Annotated in this window: 18 protein-coding genes; 6 read left to right on the top strand and 12 right to left on the bottom strand. The window is 58.2% G+C overall.

The window, feature by feature from the left end:
- Positions 1-7 precede the first annotated feature (7 nt).
- Entirely contained in the window at positions 8-970 is a 963-nt protein-coding gene (locus tag AP059_RS10275; protein ID WP_059763215.1) for a Csu type fimbrial protein, read from the top strand.
- Here AP059_RS10275 and AP059_RS10270 read toward each other — a convergent pair.
- Both AP059_RS10270 and AP059_RS10265 read right to left on the bottom strand, forming a co-directional pair.
- Positions 967-2118 carry a M14 family metallopeptidase gene (locus AP059_RS10270; protein WP_059763104.1) on the bottom strand — a complete coding sequence of 384 codons (1152 nt, stop codon included), beginning with the start codon at positions 2116-2118 and terminating at the stop codon, positions 967-969. The genes AP059_RS10275 and AP059_RS10270 overlap by 4 nt on opposite strands.
- 547 nt (positions 2119-2665) lie before the next feature.
- Positions 2666-3133, bottom strand: coding sequence for an Lrp/AsnC family transcriptional regulator (locus AP059_RS10265; protein ID WP_048363621.1), 468 nt, complete (start codon positions 3131-3133; stop codon positions 2666-2668).
- A 190-nt stretch (positions 3134-3323) separates the two neighbouring features.
- On the opposite strand from AP059_RS10265, the gene AP059_RS10260 reads away from it, so the two are divergent.
- Positions 3324-4202, top strand: coding sequence for a Glu/Leu/Phe/Val dehydrogenase dimerization domain-containing protein (locus AP059_RS10260; RefSeq protein WP_059763103.1), 879 nt, complete (start codon positions 3324-3326; stop codon positions 4200-4202).
- A gap of 68 nt (positions 4203-4270) precedes the next feature.
- Here the strand turns inward: AP059_RS10260 and AP059_RS10255 are convergent, their stop codons facing one another.
- Complete coding sequence (locus AP059_RS10255; RefSeq protein WP_059763102.1) at positions 4271-4618, bottom strand: DUF6124 family protein; 348 nt, start codon at positions 4616-4618, stop codon at positions 4271-4273.
- Between the two features lie 129 nt (positions 4619-4747).
- Between AP059_RS10255 and AP059_RS10250 the strand changes: the two genes are divergently transcribed.
- Positions 4748-5404 (top strand): LexA family protein, encoded by a 657-nt coding sequence (locus tag AP059_RS10250; protein ID WP_059763101.1) that lies wholly within the window; start codon positions 4748-4750, stop codon positions 5402-5404.
- Between the two features lie 73 nt (positions 5405-5477).
- Here the strand turns inward: AP059_RS10250 and AP059_RS10245 are convergent, their stop codons facing one another.
- From AP059_RS10245 to AP059_RS10230, 4 genes are all read right to left on the bottom strand, one after another.
- Positions 5478-7418 (bottom strand): acetyl/propionyl/methylcrotonyl-CoA carboxylase subunit alpha, encoded by a 1941-nt coding sequence (locus AP059_RS10245; protein ID WP_059763100.1) that lies wholly within the window; start codon positions 7416-7418, stop codon positions 5478-5480.
- Positions 7415-8233: a gamma-carboxygeranoyl-CoA hydratase gene (locus tag AP059_RS10240; RefSeq protein WP_048399720.1), complete on the bottom strand. Its 819-nt coding sequence runs from the start codon at positions 8231-8233 to the stop codon at positions 7415-7417. Before AP059_RS10240 ends, AP059_RS10245 begins: the two co-directional genes overlap by 4 nt.
- Positions 8234-8344: 111 nt before the next feature.
- Positions 8345-9952, bottom strand: coding sequence for a carboxyl transferase domain-containing protein (locus AP059_RS10235; protein WP_059763099.1), 1608 nt, complete (start codon positions 9950-9952; stop codon positions 8345-8347).
- Positions 9953-9963: 11 nt separating this feature from the next.
- A complete protein-coding gene (locus AP059_RS10230) occupies positions 9964-11127 on the bottom strand; it encodes an isovaleryl-CoA dehydrogenase (protein WP_059763098.1) in 1164 nt (387 codons plus the stop codon).
- A gap of 208 nt (positions 11128-11335) precedes the next feature.
- On the opposite strand from AP059_RS10230, the gene AP059_RS10225 reads away from it, so the two are divergent.
- On the top strand, positions 11336-13009 hold the full coding sequence (locus AP059_RS10225; RefSeq protein ID WP_059763097.1) for an AMP-binding protein: 1674 nt from the start codon (positions 11336-11338) through the stop codon (positions 13007-13009).
- A gap of 555 nt (positions 13010-13564) precedes the next feature.
- Here the strand turns inward: AP059_RS10225 and AP059_RS10220 are convergent.
- The 3 genes from AP059_RS10220 to AP059_RS10210 are packed head-to-tail and all read right to left on the bottom strand — an operon-like array spanning position 13565 to position 15897.
- On the bottom strand, positions 13565-14461 hold the full coding sequence (locus AP059_RS10220; protein ID WP_059763096.1) for a hydroxymethylglutaryl-CoA lyase: 897 nt from the start codon (positions 14459-14461) through the stop codon (positions 13565-13567).
- Positions 14462-14509: 48 nt separating this feature from the next.
- A complete protein-coding gene (locus AP059_RS10215; RefSeq protein WP_048363630.1) occupies positions 14510-14905 on the bottom strand; it encodes a MerR family transcriptional regulator in 396 nt (131 codons plus the stop codon).
- Between the two features lie 26 nt (positions 14906-14931).
- A complete protein-coding gene (locus AP059_RS10210; protein ID WP_059763095.1) occupies positions 14932-15897 on the bottom strand; it encodes a LysR family transcriptional regulator in 966 nt (321 codons plus the stop codon).
- A gap of 154 nt (positions 15898-16051) precedes the next feature.
- Between AP059_RS10210 and AP059_RS10205 the strand changes: the two genes are divergently transcribed.
- The gene (locus AP059_RS10205; protein ID WP_059763094.1) at positions 16052-17266 is read left to right on the top strand and encodes an acyl-CoA dehydrogenase; all 1215 of its coding nucleotides are present in this window, start codon (positions 16052-16054) and stop codon (positions 17264-17266) included.
- 17 nt (positions 17267-17283) lie between these two features.
- Here AP059_RS10205 and AP059_RS10200 read toward each other — a convergent pair whose 3' ends face one another.
- A complete protein-coding gene (locus AP059_RS10200) occupies positions 17284-18600 on the bottom strand; it encodes a substrate-binding domain-containing protein (protein ID WP_059763093.1) in 1317 nt (438 codons plus the stop codon).
- A 224-nt stretch (positions 18601-18824) separates the two neighbouring features.
- Positions 18825-19637: an exodeoxyribonuclease III gene (gene xthA / locus AP059_RS10195; protein ID WP_059763092.1), complete on the bottom strand. Its 813-nt coding sequence runs from the start codon at positions 19635-19637 to the stop codon at positions 18825-18827.
- Between the two features lie 184 nt (positions 19638-19821).
- On the opposite strand from xthA, the gene AP059_RS10190 reads away from it, so the two are divergent.
- Positions 19822-20472, top strand: a complete 651-nt coding sequence (locus AP059_RS10190) for a GNAT family N-acetyltransferase (protein WP_059763091.1) — start codon at positions 19822-19824, stop codon at positions 20470-20472.
- Positions 20473-20520: the final 48 nt, after the last annotated feature.

Genomic DNA, 20520 nt, shown 5'->3' with positions numbered 1-20520 from the left:
CCTTGCGATGTTGCTCGCGCTGGGCGGCCTGTGCGGGTTGTCAGTCAGCGCACAGGCGGCGTGTAGTGTGGGCACCACGACCCCCGCAGCGTTTGGTTTGGTGGGGTCGATGGCGGTGAAAAACACGCTGCAATCCACCTCCACGCTCAATTCGGGGCTAAGTTGCGTGGGCACCGGCATTACGCTGTTCGGCACCTCGATGTTCAAGGCCACCATCACCTCGGCCACCAGCGGCATGGTCGGGCCGACCGGCGATGTGATCGGGTATACGATTTACGCCACCAATGCCACCACCTACCCGATCAGCCGCGGGGCACCCGGCTTTGACTTCGCAAGTAACGGTTTGCTGTCGTTGTTGGGGCTGATTGGCAGTGCGTCGCCCAAATACATCCCGCTGTACCTCAGCACCATTACGGGGAGCAATGTGGCGGCGGGGGTGTACACCGAAACGCTGAATATTCAATGGGACTGGTACTACTGCCCCGGTATCGGCATCGGTGGCATTTGCATCGGGGCCAACTCTGGCAGCAAGTCGACGCCCTTGACCGTCACCCTGACGGTGGCCAATGACTGCACCATCTCCGCGCTCAACATCAGCTTTGGCAGTGCGCCGGTGATCAGCGCATTCACCCCGGTCACCAGCCAGACCATCAGCCTGTCTTGCACCAAGGGCAGTGCCTATACCGTGGGTTTGAGTGACGGTGCCCATGCGGTAAGTGTGGGTGGGCGACGGCAGATGATCTCGGGGAGCAATTTTTTGGCGTATGACATTTTCAAAAGTGCCGGCACCACCCGTTGGGGCAGTGTCGGCAGCGCCCGACGGGCAAGCTCGGATGCCGAGATCAACCCTGGCAACGGGTTGGGCGTCGGCAGTCAGGTGTTTAACTTCAACGCCAAAATCTACACCGATCAGGCCACCCCGCCCGCCGGGACTTATATCGACAACGTGGTCCTGGATGTCGGGTTTTAGCGCAGTTCCTTGACCATTGCCGAGAGGGTGCTCAACACGTCTTTGCCCAATTGCATCGAGCGTTGACCATCCCAGCCTGTACCCGGGTTTGGCGCGTCGTTGTTGTCCTTGAACGGCATCTCCAGAGTCAGCGACAAACAGTCGAAATGCTCGCCGACGCTGTTGCAGGCCAAGGTCATGTTGGCTTGGCCGGGTTCATCGCGGGTATAACCGTGGGTGGTCTGAAAGTCCTGAGTGCGAGCCTTCAGGTCATCGCGAAAGCGTGCTTCCAGGGCGGCCAGGCGCGGCGTATAGCCGGGGTTGCCTTCACAACCCGCAGTGAACACATAAGGGATTTCTTCGTCGCCGTGGATGTCCAGAAACAGGTCGACGCCGTATTTTTTCATCTGCTCCAAGGCAAAGAACACCTCCGGGCTGACCTGCGAGCAGGGATTTTGCCAGGCGCGGTTCAGGTCCTGGCCGTTGGCATTGGTGCGCAAGTGGCCATGAAAGGCACCGTCCGGGTTCATGTTGGGGATCAGGTATAAGTCGGCGAAGTCCAGCAACTTGCGCAACTGCGGGTCACTGCCTTGTTCCAGACGTTTTAAAATCCCTTCCATGAACCACTCGGCCATGTGCTCACCGGGATGTTGTTGCGCGATGATCCAGATCTTGTGTTTATGGGCAGCGCCAGTGCCCTTGCGCAACAGCTCAATATTGCGACCTTCGGCACTTTGGCCGACGGCCAGCAGCTCGCAGCCCGACCACTGCTGTGCGTCCTTGATCAACTGGTCGTGGCGTACGCGGCTGTAGGGTTCGAAATAGGCAAACCACACCTCGCGGTGCTCGGCGTTCAGGGTGATGTTGAGCGAAGTACCCTCAAAGCGGGTCGGCACTCTGAACCAGCGCTCGTGATCGTAGGACGCCACGGCGTTGTAGCCATCCCACGCCTTGTTGTAGGAAGACTGGCTGGCGTTGGTCAGGCAAAAGGTGTGGGTTTGCCCTGGGGTCAGACCGCTGGCCTTGAAGTGAAACCACTGAAAGTGCTGACTTTTGGAATCGGGCTTGATGGCCAGTTTTACGTTCAGCGGGTCGCTGGCCTCCAGCACCTGAATATTGCCGCTGTCGAAGTCACTGCTGATGTGAAGTGAAGAGGGCGCCACAGTCATCGTCCAGATCCCTGAGTCTAAGAATTGTGGGCGTTACTGTACCGCGTCATGGCGTCGGGCCAATACGAAAATGTAGGTAAAAGCAGGCGAAAAAAGAGGAGAAAAAAGAGGAGAAAAATACGAGGGGGGCGTCATCCTTGACGCGGCGCAATTCTAGTGTTTTTGCGATTGATTCTCAAGTGCTAAATTGCCATTACGGCTATAGTCTTGGACTTCAGGCTTTCTTCGGTCGATGTTCTTTTGCTATCATCGCCGGCATCGTAGCGGTCACCGAAAAAAACCGGCCGCACACCAGACTTCATTAGCCTGAAGCAAGCTGAGCCAGATAACTGGCCACAAAAAAAAGACCCGGCCAGAAGCCGGGTCAAATAACCGTGATTAGCCTGATGAGGAGATTATTCAAAGAACCGACCTAAGGTCCCTTGAATGATCGGCTGATCTCGCGACCAGCTGCATGCAATAGTAATCATTATCATTTGCAAAGCAAGTGTTTTTCCGCGCATTTCGGAAATTTTTTTTCCATTCCTCGTTCCAAGGCTCTATCCCGCTAGTCCAACAACAACTCAGTGGTGCGCTTGACTTCGCTCATGGCGATATTTGAGTGGGCTTCCTGTACGTGTGGCTTTTGCAGCAGGTGATCGCGCAAAAAACGCTCGTAGCTGTCGATGTCATGGGTCACGACCTTAAGCAGGTAATCCATATCGCCTGCCATGGTGTAGCACTCGATGACTTCCGGATAACCGGTGATCGCTTCTTCAAACTCGGTCAGATGGCGCCTGCCGTGGCCAGAAAGCCGCACATTGACGAACACCACCACGTTGAGTCCCAGTTTTTTCGGGTTGAGCAGGGCGACTTTGCGCTCGATCAAGCCTTCTTCCTGTAAGCGATGGATGCGCCGCCAGCAGGGCGATTGCGACAACTCAACGTGTTCGGCTACTTCAGCGGCAGACAGGTCGGCGTTGTGTTGCAGCAAGCGCAGGATCTTGCGGTCGATGGTGCTTAATTTAATCGGCATGAATTAATCTGATTTCTTATTTTTGTTGAATGTTTCATGCAGCCTAGCACTGCATTTCCTAAAAATAAGAAAGAAAAATCCTCTGGCAAACCTTCACTCTCTTACGACGGGTTACGCACCCGCAGGCCGGGTCGCGCAGTGACCCTCAGGTCTGGCGTCGCTCACTGACTAACAACAAGAGAGAAATGAAATGCCGATTTTTGCTCATCCCGAATTTGATCAGCATGAACAGGTCATGTTCTGTCACGACAAGGCCACGGGTCTCAAAGCCATCATTGCGGTGCACAACACACGTCTGGGCCCAGCCTTGGGCGGGTGTCGCATGTGGCCCTACGCCGATGAACAGCAGGCGTTGAATGATGTTTTGCGCTTGTCGCGCGGCATGACCTACAAATCTGCCTTGGCCGGGCTGCCTTTGGGCGGTGGCAAGGCGGTGATCATCGGCGACCCGCACAAAGGCAAGAGCGAGGCGTTGTTCCAGGCCCTTGGCGTCTTTATCGGCCTGCGCGAAGCGGTCGCGCAGCGTCTGGGTCGCTCAGACCTTAACGGCTTGCGTGTCGCCATTCAGGGGCTTGGGCAGGTGGGGTTTGATCTTGCCCGGCAACTCAAGGCCGCCGGTGCGCAGTTATGGGTACACGATATTCAGGAGGCGAATGTACGCCGGGCCGTCGATGAATTGGGTGCCCATGCCGTAAGTGCGCAAGACATTTACGGGCTGGACGTGGATGTGTTCTCGCCCTGTGCCATGGGTGCAGTGATCAACGATCACACCCTGCAACTGTTGCGTGCGCCGGTGATTGCCGGTGCTGCCAACAACCAACTGGCCACCGCCGCCCATGCCGATGAATTGTGGCGCAGGGGGGTGTTGCACGCCCCCGACTATGCGATCAATGCGGGCGGCATCATTGACGTGTCTTACGAGTACCACGGCGGCACACCCGAGCAGGTCCGTCGGCACGTTGAAGGCATAGGCGAAACCTTGCGTCAGATCTTTGTGCGAGCCAAAGCTGAAGATCGCAATACCACCGCCGTTGCCGACAGCCTTGCTCAAGAGCGCCTTAACGGCTGATACGTGAGCAGGTCAGGCAAGGGCTGCCTGACCTGCAACGGCGGCGCTGTCAATCAGGCCGCCGGGTGTCAGCCCCCGGCGACCTTGTGTGTGTCCACCGTGTTGTCGACCAGGTCTTTGGCCATCTCGATGAAATGCACCGCGCCAAGTGTGAGATCCCGCTGCGCGCCTTGTAGGCTGCCAGCGCACTCATGGGCGTAGGCCAGTGCATAGCGCAGCAACTCTGAGGCATGGACCATGGCCTCTTCCAAACTCAAACCTTCGCGCACCGTGAACACTTTGTGCTCAGTACTGCGCTGAGTTACAGATGGTTTCAAATAATAATCGAGTGCGCGCTGGGTTGCGGCACTGTCTTTGAGCGCTTCTAGCTCTGCATCGGGTTCAGTCTTGAGCGGAATTTTTGTTATGGGAGTCATGATTTTCCTGCGTCTCTGAGATTAATCGAATCAGCCAATGCAGATTAGTACAGTAAGTATTCAGAGCTAATAGTTAAATAATACAATATGTGTATTGTTGCGGCTCAGGCATTCCGTATTGTTCGCCAGATGGATAAATGGATCGCTTTAGTCAGAACGAAATTGCGCGAGCTGAAACTCACGCAAGAAAAACTCGCCGAACGCGTCGGGGCTTCCCAGGGCGGTGTTGGCCATTGGCTCAACAAACGTCGTCAGCCCGACCTCGAAACGATGAACAAAGTGCTGCATGCCTTGGGGCTTGAGCACCTTGAAGTCGCGATTGTGGTACGTGAACGCAAGGCCAGTAACGATGACGTGAACACCGACGAGCCGGTCTACGACATCACCTCGGCGTATCGCTACCCCGTCACGGACTGGGAAAGTGCCGGGCAGATCAACGAGAAAGCCCGGCAGGGTTATCAATCGTCCACGGTGTTTGAGATGAGCGATCACTACGCCAAAGGGGACGCCTATTGGCTGCAAGTGACGGGCGATGCGATGACGGCCCCCGTGGGCATCAGCATCCCCCAAGGCATGATGATCCTGATCGACCCGGACCTGGAAGCCGAACCCGGCAAGATGGTGGTTGTGCGCACGCCGGACAGTGAAGCCGCTACGTTCCGCCAGTTGATCGAAGAGAGTGGTCGGCGCTATCTCAAGCCGCTAAACCCGACGTATCCCAAAACCCTGCTCGATGAGCGCAGCCGTATTCTTGGGGTGGTGGTGCAGGCAACGACCAAGTTCTGACTGCCAATCCCTCCGTGCATCCAGCTCAAAGGCGGACACCGACACCGGTGTCCGCCTTTTTAATACCCGGTAATCAGGTCAGTTCGACCAACACCGCGCCTTCGCCCACCATGTCCCCTTCCTGGCAGTAAAGGGCGTTGACGATGCCGCTGCGGGGCGCACGCACGCTGTGCTCCATTTTCATTGCTTCGAGCACCACCAGTTGCGTACCGGCTTCAATGCTTTGCCCAACCTCGACCAGTACCCGCACGATGCTGCCATTCATGGGGGCTGTCAGACCGCCTTGTTGCCCATGACTGGCCCCCGCAGTCGCCAGCGGGTCGCAGGCGTTCACCGTCTGTAGTTCGCCGTCCCAGCGCAGGTACAGCGTGTTAGCGCGCCGAATGGCCAGGTGTTTGCTGCGCACGCCGTCGTGTTCGCTCAACAACTGATCGTCGCGCAACGGGCTGCCAACACCGCTGAGGCTGACGGTGCGTTGCTCGCCGTTACAGCTCAGTGACAGCAAGGTGTGCGCCGCGAATCCGTTGCGAAATCCGCTGGTGACCGCCCACGGTGAGGCGCGATCCTCTTCGTGAACAACAGGTGTAAGGCTTTGCGCATACGCCTGCGCGGCCGCAGTCCAAAATGCGTCAGGCAAAGGCTCGGCAGGCGGCAGTAATTGCGCCTGGTAGCGCGGGATGAAGTCGGTGTCGAGTTCAGCCGCCGCGAAGGCGGGATGCCCGATAATCCGGCGTAAAAAGCTCAGGTTGGTTTTCAACCCGCCAATGCAAAATTCATCCAGCATCGCCAGCAGGCGCAAACGTGCCTGTTCGCGGTCTTCGCCCCAGGCAATCAACTTGCCGAGCATGGGGTCGTAAAACGGTGAAATTTCATCCCCTTCACTCACGCCGCTGTCCACCCGGCGTCCCGCACCTGCGGCCGATTCGCGGTACACGGCCAGGCGGCCGGTTTGCGGCAGGAAATCATGGCTGGGGTCTTCAGCGTACAAGCGCACTTCGATGGCATGACCGCGCAAGGGCACTTCATTCTGGGTGATGGGCAGTGCTTCGCCGCGTGCGACTTTGATCTGCCATGCCACCAGATCGAGACCGGTGATGGCTTCTGTCACCGGGTGCTCTACCTGCAAACGCGTGTTCATCTCCATAAAGAAGAATTCACCGCGGGCGTCCAGCAAAAACTCCACCGTACCGGCGCCCACATAGCCAATGGCCTGCGCGGCGCGCACTGCGGACTCGCCCATCGCGCGCCGTAGTGCAACGCTCAAGCCCGGTGCCGGCGCTTCTTCAACGACCTTTTGATGGCGGCGCTGAATCGAGCAGTCCCGCTCGTTGAGGTACAGGCAGTTGCCCTGTTGATCGGCAAATACCTGGATCTCTACGTGCCGGGGTTTAAGCACGTACTTCTCCACCAGCATCCGCGCATCGCCGAATGACGACAACGCTTCGCGCTGCGCCGACGCCAGCGCCTCAGCCAGTTGGCTGTCGTTTTCGACCACTTTCATGCCTTTGCCACCGCCCCCTGCCGTGGCCTTGAGCAACACGGGGTAGCCGATGTTGTTTGCTGCGGTGCGAAAGGTGTCCACGTCTTGGGCTTCGCCGTGATAACCCGGCACCAACGGCACGCCTGCCACTTCCATCAGGGCTTTGGCTGCGGATTTGCTGCCCATTGCATCAATAGCCGAAGCGGGCGGGCCGAGAAAGATCAGGCCCGCGGCTTCAATCGCCCGCGCAAAGCCTGCGTTCTCGGACAAAAAACCGTAGCCGGGGTGAATCGCCTGGGCGCCACTGGCTTTGGCGGCGGCAATGATCTTGTCGATTTTCAAGTAGCTGTCAGTGGCCTTGCTGCCGCCCAGGTTCACGCAGATATCCGCTTCGCGACAGTGCCGAGCATTACGGTCAGTGTCGCTGTGAACCGCCACGGTGGTCAGCCCCAACGCTTTGGCCGTGCGCATCACGCGGCAGGCAATTTCGCCGCGGTTGGCCACCAGCACGCAGGTAATTGTCGAGGGGTTCATGGGCGCGGCTCCTGTCTGGATGAGTCGAGCTGCCAACTCGGGGTGCGCTTTTGGAGAAAGGCACGCAGACCTTCCTGGCCTTCAGGGCTGACACGAATGCGCGCAATGGCGTTTTCGCAGTAGCGGCGAATGGCTGGCGTCGGTGCGCCGTGGCTGACTTCGCGCAGCAAATCTTTGCAGGCGCGCATGGCATGTGGGCTGTTGAGCAGCAGGGTGTCGGTCCAGCGCGCCACCTGTTGTTCGAGTTCTGCCACGGGGTAGCTTTCTGACAACAATCCCAATTGGCGGGCACGTTCGCCACTAAAGCGTTCGGCGGTGAGGGCAAACCGTCGTGCGGCACGCTCGCCGATGGCTTGCACCACAAAGGGACTGATCACGGCGGGGGCAATGCCGATGCGCACTTCAGACAGGCAGAACTGGGCGTCATCGGCGCCGATGGCCATGTCACACGCGCTGATCAAGCCCAAGGCACCGCCATAGGCCGCGCCTTGCACCACGGCCAGGGTCGGTATTTTCAACTTGGCCAGGTTGTACATCAGCTCGGCCAAGTGCCGGGCGTCGTCCAGGTTGGTGTTGTAATCAAGCTCGGCCGACTGCTGCATCCAGGCCAGATCGGCCCCGGCGCTGAAATGCCTGCCGCGCCCGCGCAGTATGAGAAAACGCAGGCTGGCATCACTTTGCACGGCGTCCAGCGCCAGGATCAGCTCACGGATCATTTCAGCGTTAAACGCATTGTTTTTCTGCTCGCGACTCAGCCACAAGGTGGCAAAACCCCGGGGGTCGGTGTGCAGTTCAAGGGTGTTGAAATCAATCATGTCCGTCAGTCCTTGGATGGCTGTACGTGTAAAAGATTGCGCCTGCTGTGTAGGTGCTTGCGATGGAATGCGGCCATCGCAAGCAAGCTCGCGCCTACCGTGAAGCTGGGGTTACATACGGAATACGCCAAAGCGCGTGCTGTCGATGGGCGCGTTCAGCGCTGCGGACAAGCCCAACGCCAGCACTTCGCGGGTTTGTGCCGGGTCAATCACCCCGTCATCCCACAAGCGGGCGCTGGAGTAGTAGGGATGGCCCTGATGTTCGTACTGATCAAGGATGGGCTGTTTGATCTGCGCTTGCTCTTGATCGCTGAACGTTGTGCCGTTGCGTTCGGCTTGTTCGCGCTTGACCTGCACCAGCACCCCGGCTGCCTGTTCGGCGCCCATCACGCCGATGCGAGCGTTGGGCCACATCCACAAGAAGCGCGGGTCGTAGGCGCGACCGCACATGCCGTAGTTGCCGGCACCAAAACTGCCGCCGATGATCACGGTGAATTTAGGCACTTTGGCGCAGGCCACAGCGGTCACCAACTTGGCGCCGTGTTTGGCGATGCCGCCGGCTTCGTATTTTTGCCCGACCATAAACCCGGTGATGTTTTGCAGGAACACCAACGGGATGCCGCGCTGGCAGGCCAGCTCGATAAAGTGCGCACCTTTTTGTGCCGCCTCGGCAAACAAGATGCCGTTATTGGCCAGGATCGCCACCGGATACCCGTGCAAATGGGCAAACCCACACACCAGCGTGGTGCCGAACAAGGCTTTGAATTCATCGAACACCGAGCCGTCGACCAACCGTGCAATCACTTCACGTACATCAAAGGGTTGCTTGGCCTCGGCAGGCACCACGCCATACAACTCGTCGCTGGCATACAGCGGCGCCGACGGGGTGCGTTGTTGCAGCTGGCCCAATTTGCGCCAATTAAGGTTGGCCACACTGCGCCGCGCCAATGCCAGCGCGTGTTCATCACTCTGGGCGTAATGGTCGGCGACGCCGCTGATTTTGCAGTGCACATCGGCTCCGCCCAAGTCTTCGGCACTGACCACTTCGCCCGTTGCCGCTTTGACCAACGGCGGCCCCGCGAGAAAGATTGTGGCTTGCTGGCGCACCATGATCGCTTCGTCAGCCATCGCCGGCACATACGCGCCGCCTGCGGTGCACGAGCCCATCACCACGGCAATTTGCGGGATGCCCGCAGCACTCATGTTGGCTTGATTGAAAAAGATGCGGCCGAAGTGTTCGCGGTCCGGGAACACCTCGTCCTGGCGCGGCAAGTTGGCGCCCCCGGAGTCCACCAGGTAGATGCAGGGCAAACGGTTTTGCTCGGCAATGGTTTGCGCCCGCAGGTGTTTTTTGACGGTCAGCGGGTAGTACGAGCCGCCTTTGACGGTGGCGTCGTTGGCCACAATCATGCACTCCACGCCTTCGACCCGACCAATGCCTGCGATGATTCCGGCCGCTGGCACGTCTTCGCCGTACACCTCGTAGGCAGCGAGCTGACTGAGTTCAAGGAATGGCGAGCCGGGGTCCAGCAGCCGGTCGATACGCTCGCGGGGTAACAGTTTGCCCCGTGAAGTATGCCGTTCTTGTGCTTTAGTGCCGCCGCCCTGTTGCACCTGGGCGAGCAGGCGGTGCAGGGCGTCGACCTGCTTGAGCATGGCCTCGCGGTTGACCGCGAATTCGGCCGAACGCGGGTTGATCGTCGTGTTCAAGATGGACATGTGCGTCCTCCTTAGCGGGTTTCGTTAAAGAGTTCGCGGCCAATCAGCATTCGGCGGATTTCACTGGTGCCCGCGCCGATTTCGTACAGCTTGGCGTCGCGCAGAAGGCGACCCGCCGGGAATTCATTGATGTAACCATTGCCGCCCAGAATCTGGATCGCGTCGAGGGTCATTTGGGTCGCGCGTTCGGCGCTGTACAAAATCACCCCGGCGGCGTCTTTGCGCGTGGTTTCACCACGTTCGCAAGCAGCGGCCACGGCATACAGGTAGGCGCGGCTGGCATTGAGTTGGGTGTACATGTCCGCGACTTTGCCTTGGATCAGTTGGAATTCACCGATGCTTTGGCCGAACTGTTTACGGTCGTGGATGTAAGGCACCACCAGATCCATGCACGCTTGCATGATGCCGGTCGGGCCACCCGAGAGCACCACACGCTCGTAATCAAGGCCGCTCATCAGCACTTTGACCCCACCGTTGAGCGGGCCGAGCAGGTTTTCTTCGGGCACTTCTACGTTGTCGAAAAACAGTTCGCTGGTGTTCGAGCCGCGCATGCCCAGCTTGTCGAAATGTTTGCTGCGGCTGAAGCCTTTCCAGTCGCGCTCCACGATAAATGCGCTGATGCCGTGGGCGTTTTTCTCGATGTCGGTCTTGGCGTAAATCACGTAGGTACTGGCATCTGGCCCGTTGGTAATCCAGGTTTTGCTGCCGTTGAGCACGAAGTGATCACCGCGCTTGTCGGCGCGCAGTTTCATCGACACCACGTCAGAACCCGCGTTCGGTTCGCTCATGGCCAATGCGCCGACATGTTCGCCGCTGATCAGTTTGGGCAGGTAATTGAGTTTTTGTGCGTGGGTGCCGTTGCGGTTGATCTGGTTCACGCACAGGTTGGAATGCGCGCCATACGACAGAGCGACCGAGGCTGAGCCGCGGCTGATTTCTTCCATGGCCACCACGTGTGCCAGGTAGCTCAGGCCTGTGCCGCCGTATTCTTCCGGGACGGTGATGCCCAGCAGGCCCATGTCGCCGAATTTGCGCCACATGTCGGCTGGGAACAGGTTGTCTTTATCAATTTGCGCCGCCCGTGGCGCCAATTCAGCGGCCACGAAGGCCTGAACCTGATCGCGCAGCATGTCGATGGTTTCGCCCAGGGCGAAGTTCAAAGTCGGGTAGCTCATGGGGCACCTTGATCGTTGTTCTTATAAGAGGCGGTAACTGCATCGCCATGGGTATGCTTTACGTTAACGTAAACTTGGTGTCAGGGGCTGTCAATGACCTTTACGTTAACGTCAACTTAAGCCAGAGTGATTGTCTATTCTTCACCTTGAGACGGCGCTTGCGCGCACCGTGCTCATGCTCCCGACAATAATCACAAGAGGAGTTGCCATGAAGTTGCCATCTGTCCCCAGTTACAGCCAGGGCGCACAGGACAAAGCCCTGCTGAGCCTGACCCTTGGCCAGGCGTTCGATCAAACGTGCATGCGTTACCCTGACGGCGAGGCGCTGATTGTGCGTCATCAACAGCAACGATTGACCTGGCAGCAATTGGCGCACGCGGTCGATCTGCATGCCAAAGCCTTTATGGCGCTGGGGATGCAAGCGGGTGACCGGCTGGGTGTGTGGGCACCCAACTGCCTGGAATGGTTTATTTGCCAGTTTGCCAGCGCTCACATCGGCGTGATTCTGGTCAATATCAATCCTGCGTACCGGCTTTCTGAACTGGAGTACGTGCTCAAACAATCGGCGTGTCAGTGGTTGGTGTGCGCGCAGGCGTTCAAAACCTCGGACTACCACGCCATGGTGCAGACGCTGGTGCCTGAGCTGGCGCAGCGCCCCCTCCACAGCGAACGTTTTGGTGACTTGCGTGCGGTGATCAGTCTGGGTGCGCAGCCCCCCGCCGGGTTTATCCCCTGGGCACAGCTGGCCGTGCTCGGGGCGGGTGTCAGCGCCGCACACTTGCATGCCCGCCAGGCCGCTGTGCAGCCTCAACATCCGGTCAATATTCAATACACTTCGGGCACCACCGGCTTCCCCAAAGGGGCGACCCTCAGCCATCGCAACATCTTGAATAACGGCTACATGGTGGGTGAAAGCCTTGGATTGACGGCTCAAGACCGGCTGGTGATTCCGGTGCCGCTCTACCATTGTTTTGGCATGGTGATGGGCAATCTGGGCTGCGTCACCCACGGCACCACCATGATTTACCCCTCTGACGCCTTCGACCCTGGCCTGACCCTGCAAGCGGTTGCTCAAGAGCGCGCCACCGCGTTGTACGGCGTACCCACCATGTTTATCGCCATGCTCGATCATCCTCAACGGGCCGATTTTGACCTGTCGAGCTTGCGCACCGGCATCATGGCTGGGGCCACATGCCCGATTGAAGTGATGCGCCGGGTGATCAGCGACATGCACATGGGTGAGGTACAAATTGCCTATGGCATGACTGAAACCAGCCCAGTGTCGATACAGACCGGTCCTGCGGATGGCTTGGAATTGCGTGTGACCACCGTGGGCCGCACCCAGCCACACTTGGAAAACAAGCTGATTGACGCGCAGGGCGAAGTGGTTGCCCGTGGTGAGATTGGCGAGTTGTGCACGCGCGGGTACAGCGTAATGCTCGGTTACTGGAACAACCCGCAGGCGACGGATCAAGCCATTGATAGCGAGGGCTGGCTGCACACGGGTGATTTGGCGCACATGGATGAAAACGGCTATGTCTGCATCGTCGGGCGTAACAAAGACATGATTATTCGCGGCGGAGAAAACATTTACCCGCGTGAGCTGGAGGAGTTTTTCTTCACCCATCCGGCCGTTGCAGACGTGCAGATAGTGGGCATACCGGACGCCAAATACGGTGAGCAAGTGGTGGCCTGGATCAAATTTCACCCCGGTCATACGGCTAACGAACTGGAGCTGCAAACCTGGTGCAAATCGCGCATCGCACACTTCAAAACGCCGCGCCACTTCAAGTTTGTAGAGGCCTTCCCGATGACCGTGACCGGCAAAATCCAGAAATTCAAGATGCGTGAAATCAGCATTCAAGAGCTTGGGGAGGGGTAAAGGGTCATTGCAGATAGCACAAAGGGGAGCCGAAGCTCCCCTTTAACGTGTCGTTGCGTGCTCTTTTTTAATTATTGAGGGGCGGTCTGTTGTTGTTTTTGGAACCGTGGCCCTTTGTTGCTGTTTTTGCGATCCCCATCCGGGATCAAGAGCAAACGTATTTTTTTGAGCGCTGATCCACTTTTATCACCGGCTATCACACCTGTGATCCAACCTGAACGGGTGCTACCTGAAGGTAGTTTTATTATTCTCAGCCCGGTTGCGAGGTGGCTTATGGCTCCTCGGAAAAGTAAACCTTCTCCAAAAAAATCTGTTAGCTGCGTCTCTGCCGTGTTGTTTTTGTTATGTCAGAGTCGTTTCGTATTGTTTTTATTATGTTGCTGCACTTTTTATTCTTGTTATGCCATAGAGATAGCAGAAGCCGTGCCAACTTTTAAAAATCCTTATAAATCAATGGTTTATTTTTTTGATGGAAAAAAATAGGCCCCTTGAGGGGCCGGTTTGTTTCCTTGTTACTCGTGTGGGTAACCGCTCGGTAACACTGCAGCACACTTTTCAGCCCTGGCGCGCTTTCGCGACGCGCGAGCCGGTAACACGGCCCAGTACACGGCAGATGTGTTCACCGGCCAGCAGCAGCGTGTCCATGTCGACACCGGTTTCAATGCCCATGCCGTTGAGCATGTACAGCACATCTTCAGTGGCGACGTTACCGCTGGCGCCCTTGGCATAGGGGCAGCCACCAAGGCCTGCGATCGAGCTGTCAAACACGGCAATGCCTTCGTGCAGGCTGGCGTAAATATTCACCAGTGCCTGGCCGTAAGTGTCATGGAAATGCCCGGCGAGCTTTTCGCGCGGCACGTAGGCAGTCACGGCTTCAAACAGTGCGCGCGTGGCCGTGGGCGTGCCCGTGCCAATGGTGTCGCCCAGCGAAACCTCGTAACAGCCCATGGCATACAACTCATTAGCCACGGCGGCGACTTGCTGCGCCGGCACGTTGCCTTCATAGGGGCAGCCGAGCACGCAGGACACATAGCCGCGCACGGTAATCCCATGCTGGTGTGCGGCTTCAATCAGCGGGACAAAACGCGCCAGGCTGTCACTGATCGAGCAATTGATATTGCGTTGTGAAAACGCTTCGGAGGCGGCGGCAAACACGGCGATCTCCTTGACCCCGGCGGCCACGGCGTCTTCAAAACCGCGCATGTTGGGCGCCAGTGCGCCATACACCACGCCGGGTTTGCGCTGAATGTGGGCAAAGACCTCGGCCGAACCCGCCATTTGCGGCACCCATTTGGGCGAGACAAAACTGCCGACCTCGATGTAGTCCAGCCCTGCATCAGTCAGCGCGTCAACCAACTGCACCTTGTCCGCCACGCTGATGGGCTGGGCTTCGTTTTGCAGGCCATCACGCGGACCGACTTCTATCAGGCGCACATGGGTAGGAAGTGTCATGGGGTCACCGATTTGTGTAGGAGCGAGCGTGCTCGCGAAGGGCAGATGTCAGGCCGTCTGACTTTTGATGGTGTGCTCCAGCGCCTGCGTGCAACGTTCTTCAGCCGTGTCCAGCTCCAACTGCATCTGCTGAATATCCAGCAACTGTTGCTCCAGTTGTTCACGGCGCTCGGCGATTTTGGCCAGCATGCTGGTCAGCTGCTTTTGATTGCCGCTGGTCGGGTCGTACAGCTCAATCAACTCGCGGCATTCGGCCAACGAAAAGCCAATGCGCTTGCCGCGCAGAATCAATTTAAGGCTGACTTTGTCACGCGCTGAATACACCCGCTCCTGGCCCCGGCGTTCAGGCGCAAGCAGCCCTTGTTCTTCATAAAAACGAATGGCACGGGTGGTGATGTCCAGTTCGCGGGCGAGGTCGGAAATACTGTATGTCTGGCTGCTCATGGGCGCGCTCTGGAGAAATCGTGTGATTAAGCTAATGGTTGGTTGACGTTTACGTCAAGCAAGCTCGCCGCCAGCCCTTTCTTTTCCTGAGCCACTTGCTGCTGACACACCTCAATCAACAATTCGCGCATCCAGCGGTTGGCCGGGTCTTGCTCGGTGCTTTCGTGCCAATACAAATGGGTTTCCACGTTGGGCATCTCGTTGAGTGGCAACGCCACAAAATGCAACGCATTGCGCCGTGCGAACCGCTCGGGCACGGTCATGACCATGTCGGTGTGTTGCAACACATTGGAGGCCATCAAGTAATGCTGCGAGCGCAGGGTGATTTTGCGTTGCAGGCCCATTTTGCCCAGCGCCAGATCGACCTGGCCCAGCCCGTTGCGGCGCGTAGAAATATGAATGTGGGTCAGCGCCAAATACGCGTCCAGGCTGAGGGTGGCTTGACTGGCCAACGGATGCCCGGCGCGCATGGCGCACACATAGCGGTCCTCCATCAACTTGACGTGACGTACTTGCGGGTCAGTGTTGAGCGGCGCGTCGATGGCAAAGTCCAGACGTCCTGCCGCCAGGTCGCTGGTGGTCTCACGTCGATGAGCTAAAAAGCTTTCAATGACCACCGACGGAGCCTGCTTGCGCAAGCGCTGGAACAGCGGTGGCAAAACCACGGCTTCTGTCAGGTCGGTCATGCTGATGCGAAAGGTTTTGTTGGCTTGTAAGGGGTTGAAGGTGCGGCTTTCCTGCACTGATACGCGCAATAACGCCAACGCGCTGCGCACAGGGCTGATGATGTTTTGTGCCATGGGCGTGGGCACCATCCCTTGGGCGGTGCGCACAAACAGCGGGTCGTTGAAACTCTCGCGCAGACGGGCCAGTGCATTGGACACCGCAGGCTGAGTGATGCCGATGATCTGCCCGGCGCGGGTCAGGTTGGCCTCGGTGTAGATCGCATCGAAGACCACAAACAGATTGAGATCGACTTTGTTCAAGTTCATGCGGGGCAACTCTTGTTATTGAGGGGGGCTGGCAGCACTGAATCATATATTGCTTATGAATGGTAATACACGCTGTCAATAGGCTGGGTAAATGATGGGGCGCTGAATTAGCATCGGGTGATACTTCCCACATTCCCGGTAAAGGCAGCCAGTCATGGATTTCGCTTATTCCCCTAAAGTTCAGGATCTTCGTGAGCGTGTTACGGCGTTTATGGACGCTTATGTGTACCCGGCAGAGGCGATTTTCGATCAACAGGTGGCTGAAGGTGATCGCTGGCAGCCAACCGCCATCATGGAAACCTTGAAGCTCAAAGCCAAAGCCGAGGGGCTGTGGAACCTGTTTTTGCCGGATTCAGAACAGGGCGCGGGGTTGACCAACCTTGAGTACGCGCCGCTGGCCGAAATCATGGGGCGTTCCATGCTCGGCTCCGAGCCGTTCAACTGCTCGGCGCCCGACACCGGCAACATGGAGGTGCTGGTGCGCTATGCCAATGCGCAACAGAAACAACAGTGGCTGGAGCCTTTACTGCGCGGTGAGATTCGTTCGGCGTTCGCCATGACCGAGCCGGAGGTGGCGTCGTCGGATGCCACCAATATGCAGGCGAGTGCCCTGCGTGAGGGCGACGAGTGGGTCATTAACGGGCGCAAGTGGTGGACCTCCGGCGTCTGCGACCCGCGTTGCAAAATCATGATTTTCATGGGGCTGAGTAACCCGCACAACCCGCGCCATCAGCAGCACTCCATGATCCTGGTGCCGGTCGACACACCGGGGGTAAAAATCGTACGTCCCTTGCCAGTGTTCGGCTACGACGATGCGCCTCACGGTCATGGCGAAGTGCTGTTCGATAACGTACGGGTGCCCTACGAAAACGTGCTGCTGGGTGAAGGACGCGGGTTTGAAATTGCCCAAGGGCGGCTTGGACCAGGGCGGATTCACCACTGCATGCGTTCAATTGGCATGGCCGAGCGAGCACTCGAGTTAATGTGCCAGCGTTCGCTGGCGCGCAGCGCCTTTGGCAAACCCCTGGCCCGCTTGGGCGGCAATATCGACAAGATCGCCAATTCGCGCATGGAGATCGACATGGCGCGCCTGCTGACCTTGAAAGCGGCGTACATGATGGACACCGTGGGCAACAAAGTGGCGAAAAGCGAGATTGCGCAAATCAAGGTCGTGGCACCGAATGTGGCGTTGAAAGTGATTGACCGGGCGATCCAGTTGCATGGCGGGGCAGGGGTCAGTGCGGATTTCCCGCTGGCGTATATGTATGCCATGCAGCGCACGCTGCGCCTGGCCGACGGCCCGGATGAAGTGCACCGTGCGGCCGTGGGCAAGTGTGAGCTGGACAAGTACGCCACGTTGTCGAAGTGACAGCTAGGAGGCTGGTGCTAATACACCCACACCTCAACGCGACGATTCTTCAGGCGGCCTTCATCTTCGGTGTTGGTCGCGACGGGCATTTGTGCGCCATAACCGCGTATTTCGCGCAGGATCACGCCGTTTTTCACCAGCTCACGGCGCACCGCCATTGCCCGCAGTTTTGACAGCAATTGCGCACGCTCGGGGTTGTCCTTGGCATCGCCAAAGCCTACCAGCGTCACCTGTTTGGTGAGTTTTGCGTGGCGTTGCAGATAGTCCACAACACGCAGTAAGTCTTGACGCGCCTTGTTGTCCAGCGACGCACTGCCTTCCTCAAAACGGAAATTGACTGATAAACGCTGGGCCTGTTGGGTCAGCGCCTGATAGTCCTGCGGCATGTGTGGGCCGGGCAGCACGCTGTCGGCCACCACGCTTTGCGCCACAAAACCGTTTTGCGCGACGATGGCTTGGCCCTGCGCACTTTGGGTGAAGGTAATCAGCGCTTTAGCCCAAGGATTATTCGCTGCAGGTGGCAGGTAAAAGTACAAGCGTCGCGACAGCGGATAATCTTCGCTGGCGATCAGGCTGTTAAGCGGCAGCATCGGTTGCGAAGCCCCATCGACAATGGCGACAGCCCTGGCTTCGCGGATGTAGGGCAAACCGATGAAACCAATGGCTTGTGGGTCCTGGCTGACAGCATCGGACAACTGTTCGCTGGACTCGAAGCGCTTGGCGGCTGCGCTCAACGGTAGCCCCGCGCGGCTGAGCACCAATTCCTTGAAGGTCTCCCACGTGCCGGACTGATCGTCCCGCGCATATAAATGAATGCTCCCGCCGACGCCGCCTAACGCTTCCCACGTCTGTATGTTGCCGCTGAAGACTTGCGCCAGTTGTTCGGTGTTCAAGGTCGTGAGCGGGTTGCGCGGGTGCACGATGATGGCCAAACCGTCGATGGCAATTACCTGTTCAGCCTCCGGGCTTTTCAGGTCGCCGAGGCGCTCGAGTTCGACCAGTTCGCGGTCCTTGATCGGGCGCGAAGAGGCCACCACATCGGCGTGCTCGTCGTTCAAGGCGGTAAACCCGGTGCCTGAGCCGTGGGCGGCAACGTCCACCCGTACGGGTTGGCCTTGGGCATCGGTGCCCATCAGGGTGTGCTCGTTGGGAGTGGCGGCTGGCACGCTATGAATGTCGCGCACGCCGTGCGCAGCGAGCATGGCAGCCACCAGCGCCGGGCCGAGATTGGCACCCATGGTGTTGGAGCCTTGAATCCTCAAGTCAGCGACTGGCGCGGCGAGGGCCATCCCCGACAAGGCGCACAGCATGATCCATGACATAAAACGCAGCATCGTCGGCGACCTTCCTGGGGCCATAAACGTGCCAGCAATTTAAGTCAGAAAGATTGCAGCGCGATGACAGCTCGCGTGAACCCGGCGCGTCGTATCTGACGCTGTGGGTTGAAGGGGTTTACGACGACTTTGCCGCCGATCACAGCCTCGCCTTACTCGTCAGTTCCTGCGGGTTATGCGCCAACGTTTTGTAGGCACTGACGAGGCGCGAGGCTGCGAGCGGTTCAGCTCAGTTCCAGCCAGATCGGTGCGTGGTCCGAGGGTTTTTCCATGGCACGCAGGTCGTAGTCGACGCCCGCGTCTTTGATGCGTGGCACCAGGCCCTTAGAGGCCAGAATCACGTCGATGCGCAAACCGCGCTTGGGTTCGTCTTCAAAGCCGCGGCTGCGGTAGTCAAACCAGCTGAAACGGTCTGTCACGTCCGGGTTGAGGTAGCGAAAGCTGTCGACCAGCCCCCAGCCCTTGAGGCGTTCCATCCACTCGCGTTCTTCAGGCAAGAAGCTGCACTTGCCGGTTTTCAGCCAGCGTTTGGCGTTAACCTCGCCGATGCCGATGTCGCAATCTTGCGGTGAGATGTTGATGTCGCCCATCACCACCAGCGGCTGTTCGTTGCTGAATTGGCTTTCGAGCAACTGCTGCAAGTCACTGTAGAAACGCTGCTTGGCAGGGAACTTGGTCGGGTGATCGCGGCTTTCACCTTGTGGGAAATAACCATTCATGACCGTCACTGCCTGGCCATTTTCATCCGCGAATTCGCCCCAGATAAAACGCCGCTGAGCGTCGTCTTCATCGCTCGCAAAGCCTTTATGGATGCTCAGGGGCGCCTGACGCGATAGCAGGGCAACGCCGTAATGGCCTTTCTGGCCGTGGAAATGCACGTGATAACCCAGGGCTTCAATGTCGGCGAAGGGGAACTGCTCATCGCTGACTTTGGTTTCTTGCAGGCCGATCACGTCGGGCTGGTGTTTTTCAATCAGCGCTGCCAGCTGATGGGGCCGAGCGCGCAGGCCGTTGATGTTGAATGACACAATTTTCATGGGCGGGCAGTCCAGAGCAAAACTGCGATGCTAGCGGACTGGCGCGCAAGCGGCCAGCGTGCAGTAGGGCAAATGCGCTGCTAACGTAGGTTGCATGTAGCCATGATTGAACTGTTGTGGCTCTCGGGGGCTCGTACTCACTAGAAGCGCCGCCATCCAAGCGCCGCCAGGGAGATTGAACGTCATGACGCAAACGTCGAATGCCATAGGCCAGATTCAACTGCTCGATGGTGGTTATTCACGCGAAGCGCGTTCGTTGCTGTATCAGGCTTATCGGCATGAGCCGACGTTTCGCTATCTGTTCGATGCTGATCGCAGGGGCTATGAGCAGCGGGTGCGGGCAACCGTTCGCGAGTTGGTCAAGCAGCATTTTTTGCAGGATCGGCCAGGGCTTGGGCTGCTGGTCAATGATCGGCTGGTCGGCATTGCCCTGATCGCACCGCCGCTGCGGCGTCTGGACATCACCGAAAGCTGGGCCTGGCAATTGCGCATGGTGCTGAGCACAGGGCTGCGCTGTACCCGGCGTTATCTGGAATACCATCAGGCGGTGTTGGCGTGCGTGCCGGGTGATGCGGTGCATATGCTGCCGTTGTTGGGGATTCACCCAGAGTTTCAAGGCCAGCATTATGGCGAGCAGTTGCTTGAGGCGGTGCACAACTGGTGTGCCGAGGATGAGCACTCCGAAGGCGTGGTGCTCGACACCGGCAATCCGCGTTACCTGGAGTTTTACAAAAAACAGGGTTACGTCGAGATTGGCGAAGTGGCCGTCGGGCCGGTGCGCGAGCACGTGTTTTTCCACGCCAACCCGCAGGTGTTACATACAGCAACGGCTTAAGGGCGAACTTCTCACCTTAGGCAGGCTCTATGACGTTCCTTGCCCGTG

The organism is Pseudomonas sp. TAA207 (assembly GCF_001529285.1).
GTDB classification, from domain to species: domain Bacteria; phylum Pseudomonadota; class Gammaproteobacteria; order Pseudomonadales; family Pseudomonadaceae; genus Aquipseudomonas; species Aquipseudomonas weihenstephanensis.
The sequence above is the reverse complement of the archived record's forward strand: the minus strand, read 5'-3'. Positions and strand labels throughout refer to the sequence as shown.

What these genes read in the sequence shown, in the direction of transcription:
- AP059_RS10275 (WP_059763215.1), top strand. Translation starts at nt 8, where the DNA reads ATGTTGCTCGCGCTGGGCGGCCTGTGCGGGTTGTCAGTCAGCGCACAG.
- AP059_RS10270 (WP_059763104.1), bottom strand. Translation starts at nt 2,118, where the DNA reads ATGACTGTGGCGCCCTCTTCACTTCACATCAGCAGTGACTTCGACAGC.
- AP059_RS10265 (WP_048363621.1), bottom strand. Translation starts at nt 3,133, where the DNA reads ATGCCGATTAAATTAAGCACCATCGACCGCAAGATCCTGCGCTTGCTG.
- AP059_RS10260 (WP_059763103.1), top strand. Translation starts at nt 3,324, where the DNA reads ATGCCGATTTTTGCTCATCCCGAATTTGATCAGCATGAACAGGTCATG.
- AP059_RS10255 (WP_059763102.1), bottom strand. Translation starts at nt 4,618, where the DNA reads ATGACTCCCATAACAAAAATTCCGCTCAAGACTGAACCCGATGCAGAG.
- AP059_RS10250 (WP_059763101.1), top strand. Translation starts at nt 4,748, where the DNA reads ATGGATAAATGGATCGCTTTAGTCAGAACGAAATTGCGCGAGCTGAAA.
- AP059_RS10245 (WP_059763100.1), bottom strand. Translation starts at nt 7,418, where the DNA reads ATGAACCCCTCGACAATTACCTGCGTGCTGGTGGCCAACCGCGGCGAA.
- AP059_RS10240 (WP_048399720.1), bottom strand. Translation starts at nt 8,233, where the DNA reads ATGATTGATTTCAACACCCTTGAACTGCACACCGACCCCCGGGGTTTT.
- AP059_RS10235 (WP_059763099.1), bottom strand. Translation starts at nt 9,952, where the DNA reads ATGTCCATCTTGAACACGACGATCAACCCGCGTTCGGCCGAATTCGCG.
- AP059_RS10230 (WP_059763098.1), bottom strand. Translation starts at nt 11,127, where the DNA reads ATGAGCTACCCGACTTTGAACTTCGCCCTGGGCGAAACCATCGACATG.
- AP059_RS10225 (WP_059763097.1), top strand. Translation starts at nt 11,336, where the DNA reads ATGAAGTTGCCATCTGTCCCCAGTTACAGCCAGGGCGCACAGGACAAA.
- AP059_RS10220 (WP_059763096.1), bottom strand. Translation starts at nt 14,461, where the DNA reads ATGACACTTCCTACCCATGTGCGCCTGATAGAAGTCGGTCCGCGTGAT.
- AP059_RS10215 (WP_048363630.1), bottom strand. Translation starts at nt 14,905, where the DNA reads ATGAGCAGCCAGACATACAGTATTTCCGACCTCGCCCGCGAACTGGAC.
- AP059_RS10210 (WP_059763095.1), bottom strand. Translation starts at nt 15,897, where the DNA reads ATGAACTTGAACAAAGTCGATCTCAATCTGTTTGTGGTCTTCGATGCG.
- AP059_RS10205 (WP_059763094.1), top strand. Translation starts at nt 16,052, where the DNA reads ATGGATTTCGCTTATTCCCCTAAAGTTCAGGATCTTCGTGAGCGTGTT.
- AP059_RS10200 (WP_059763093.1), bottom strand. Translation starts at nt 18,600, where the DNA reads ATGCTGCGTTTTATGTCATGGATCATGCTGTGCGCCTTGTCGGGGATG.
- xthA (WP_059763092.1), bottom strand. Translation starts at nt 19,637, where the DNA reads ATGAAAATTGTGTCATTCAACATCAACGGCCTGCGCGCTCGGCCCCAT.
- AP059_RS10190 (WP_059763091.1), top strand. Translation starts at nt 19,822, where the DNA reads ATGACGCAAACGTCGAATGCCATAGGCCAGATTCAACTGCTCGATGGT.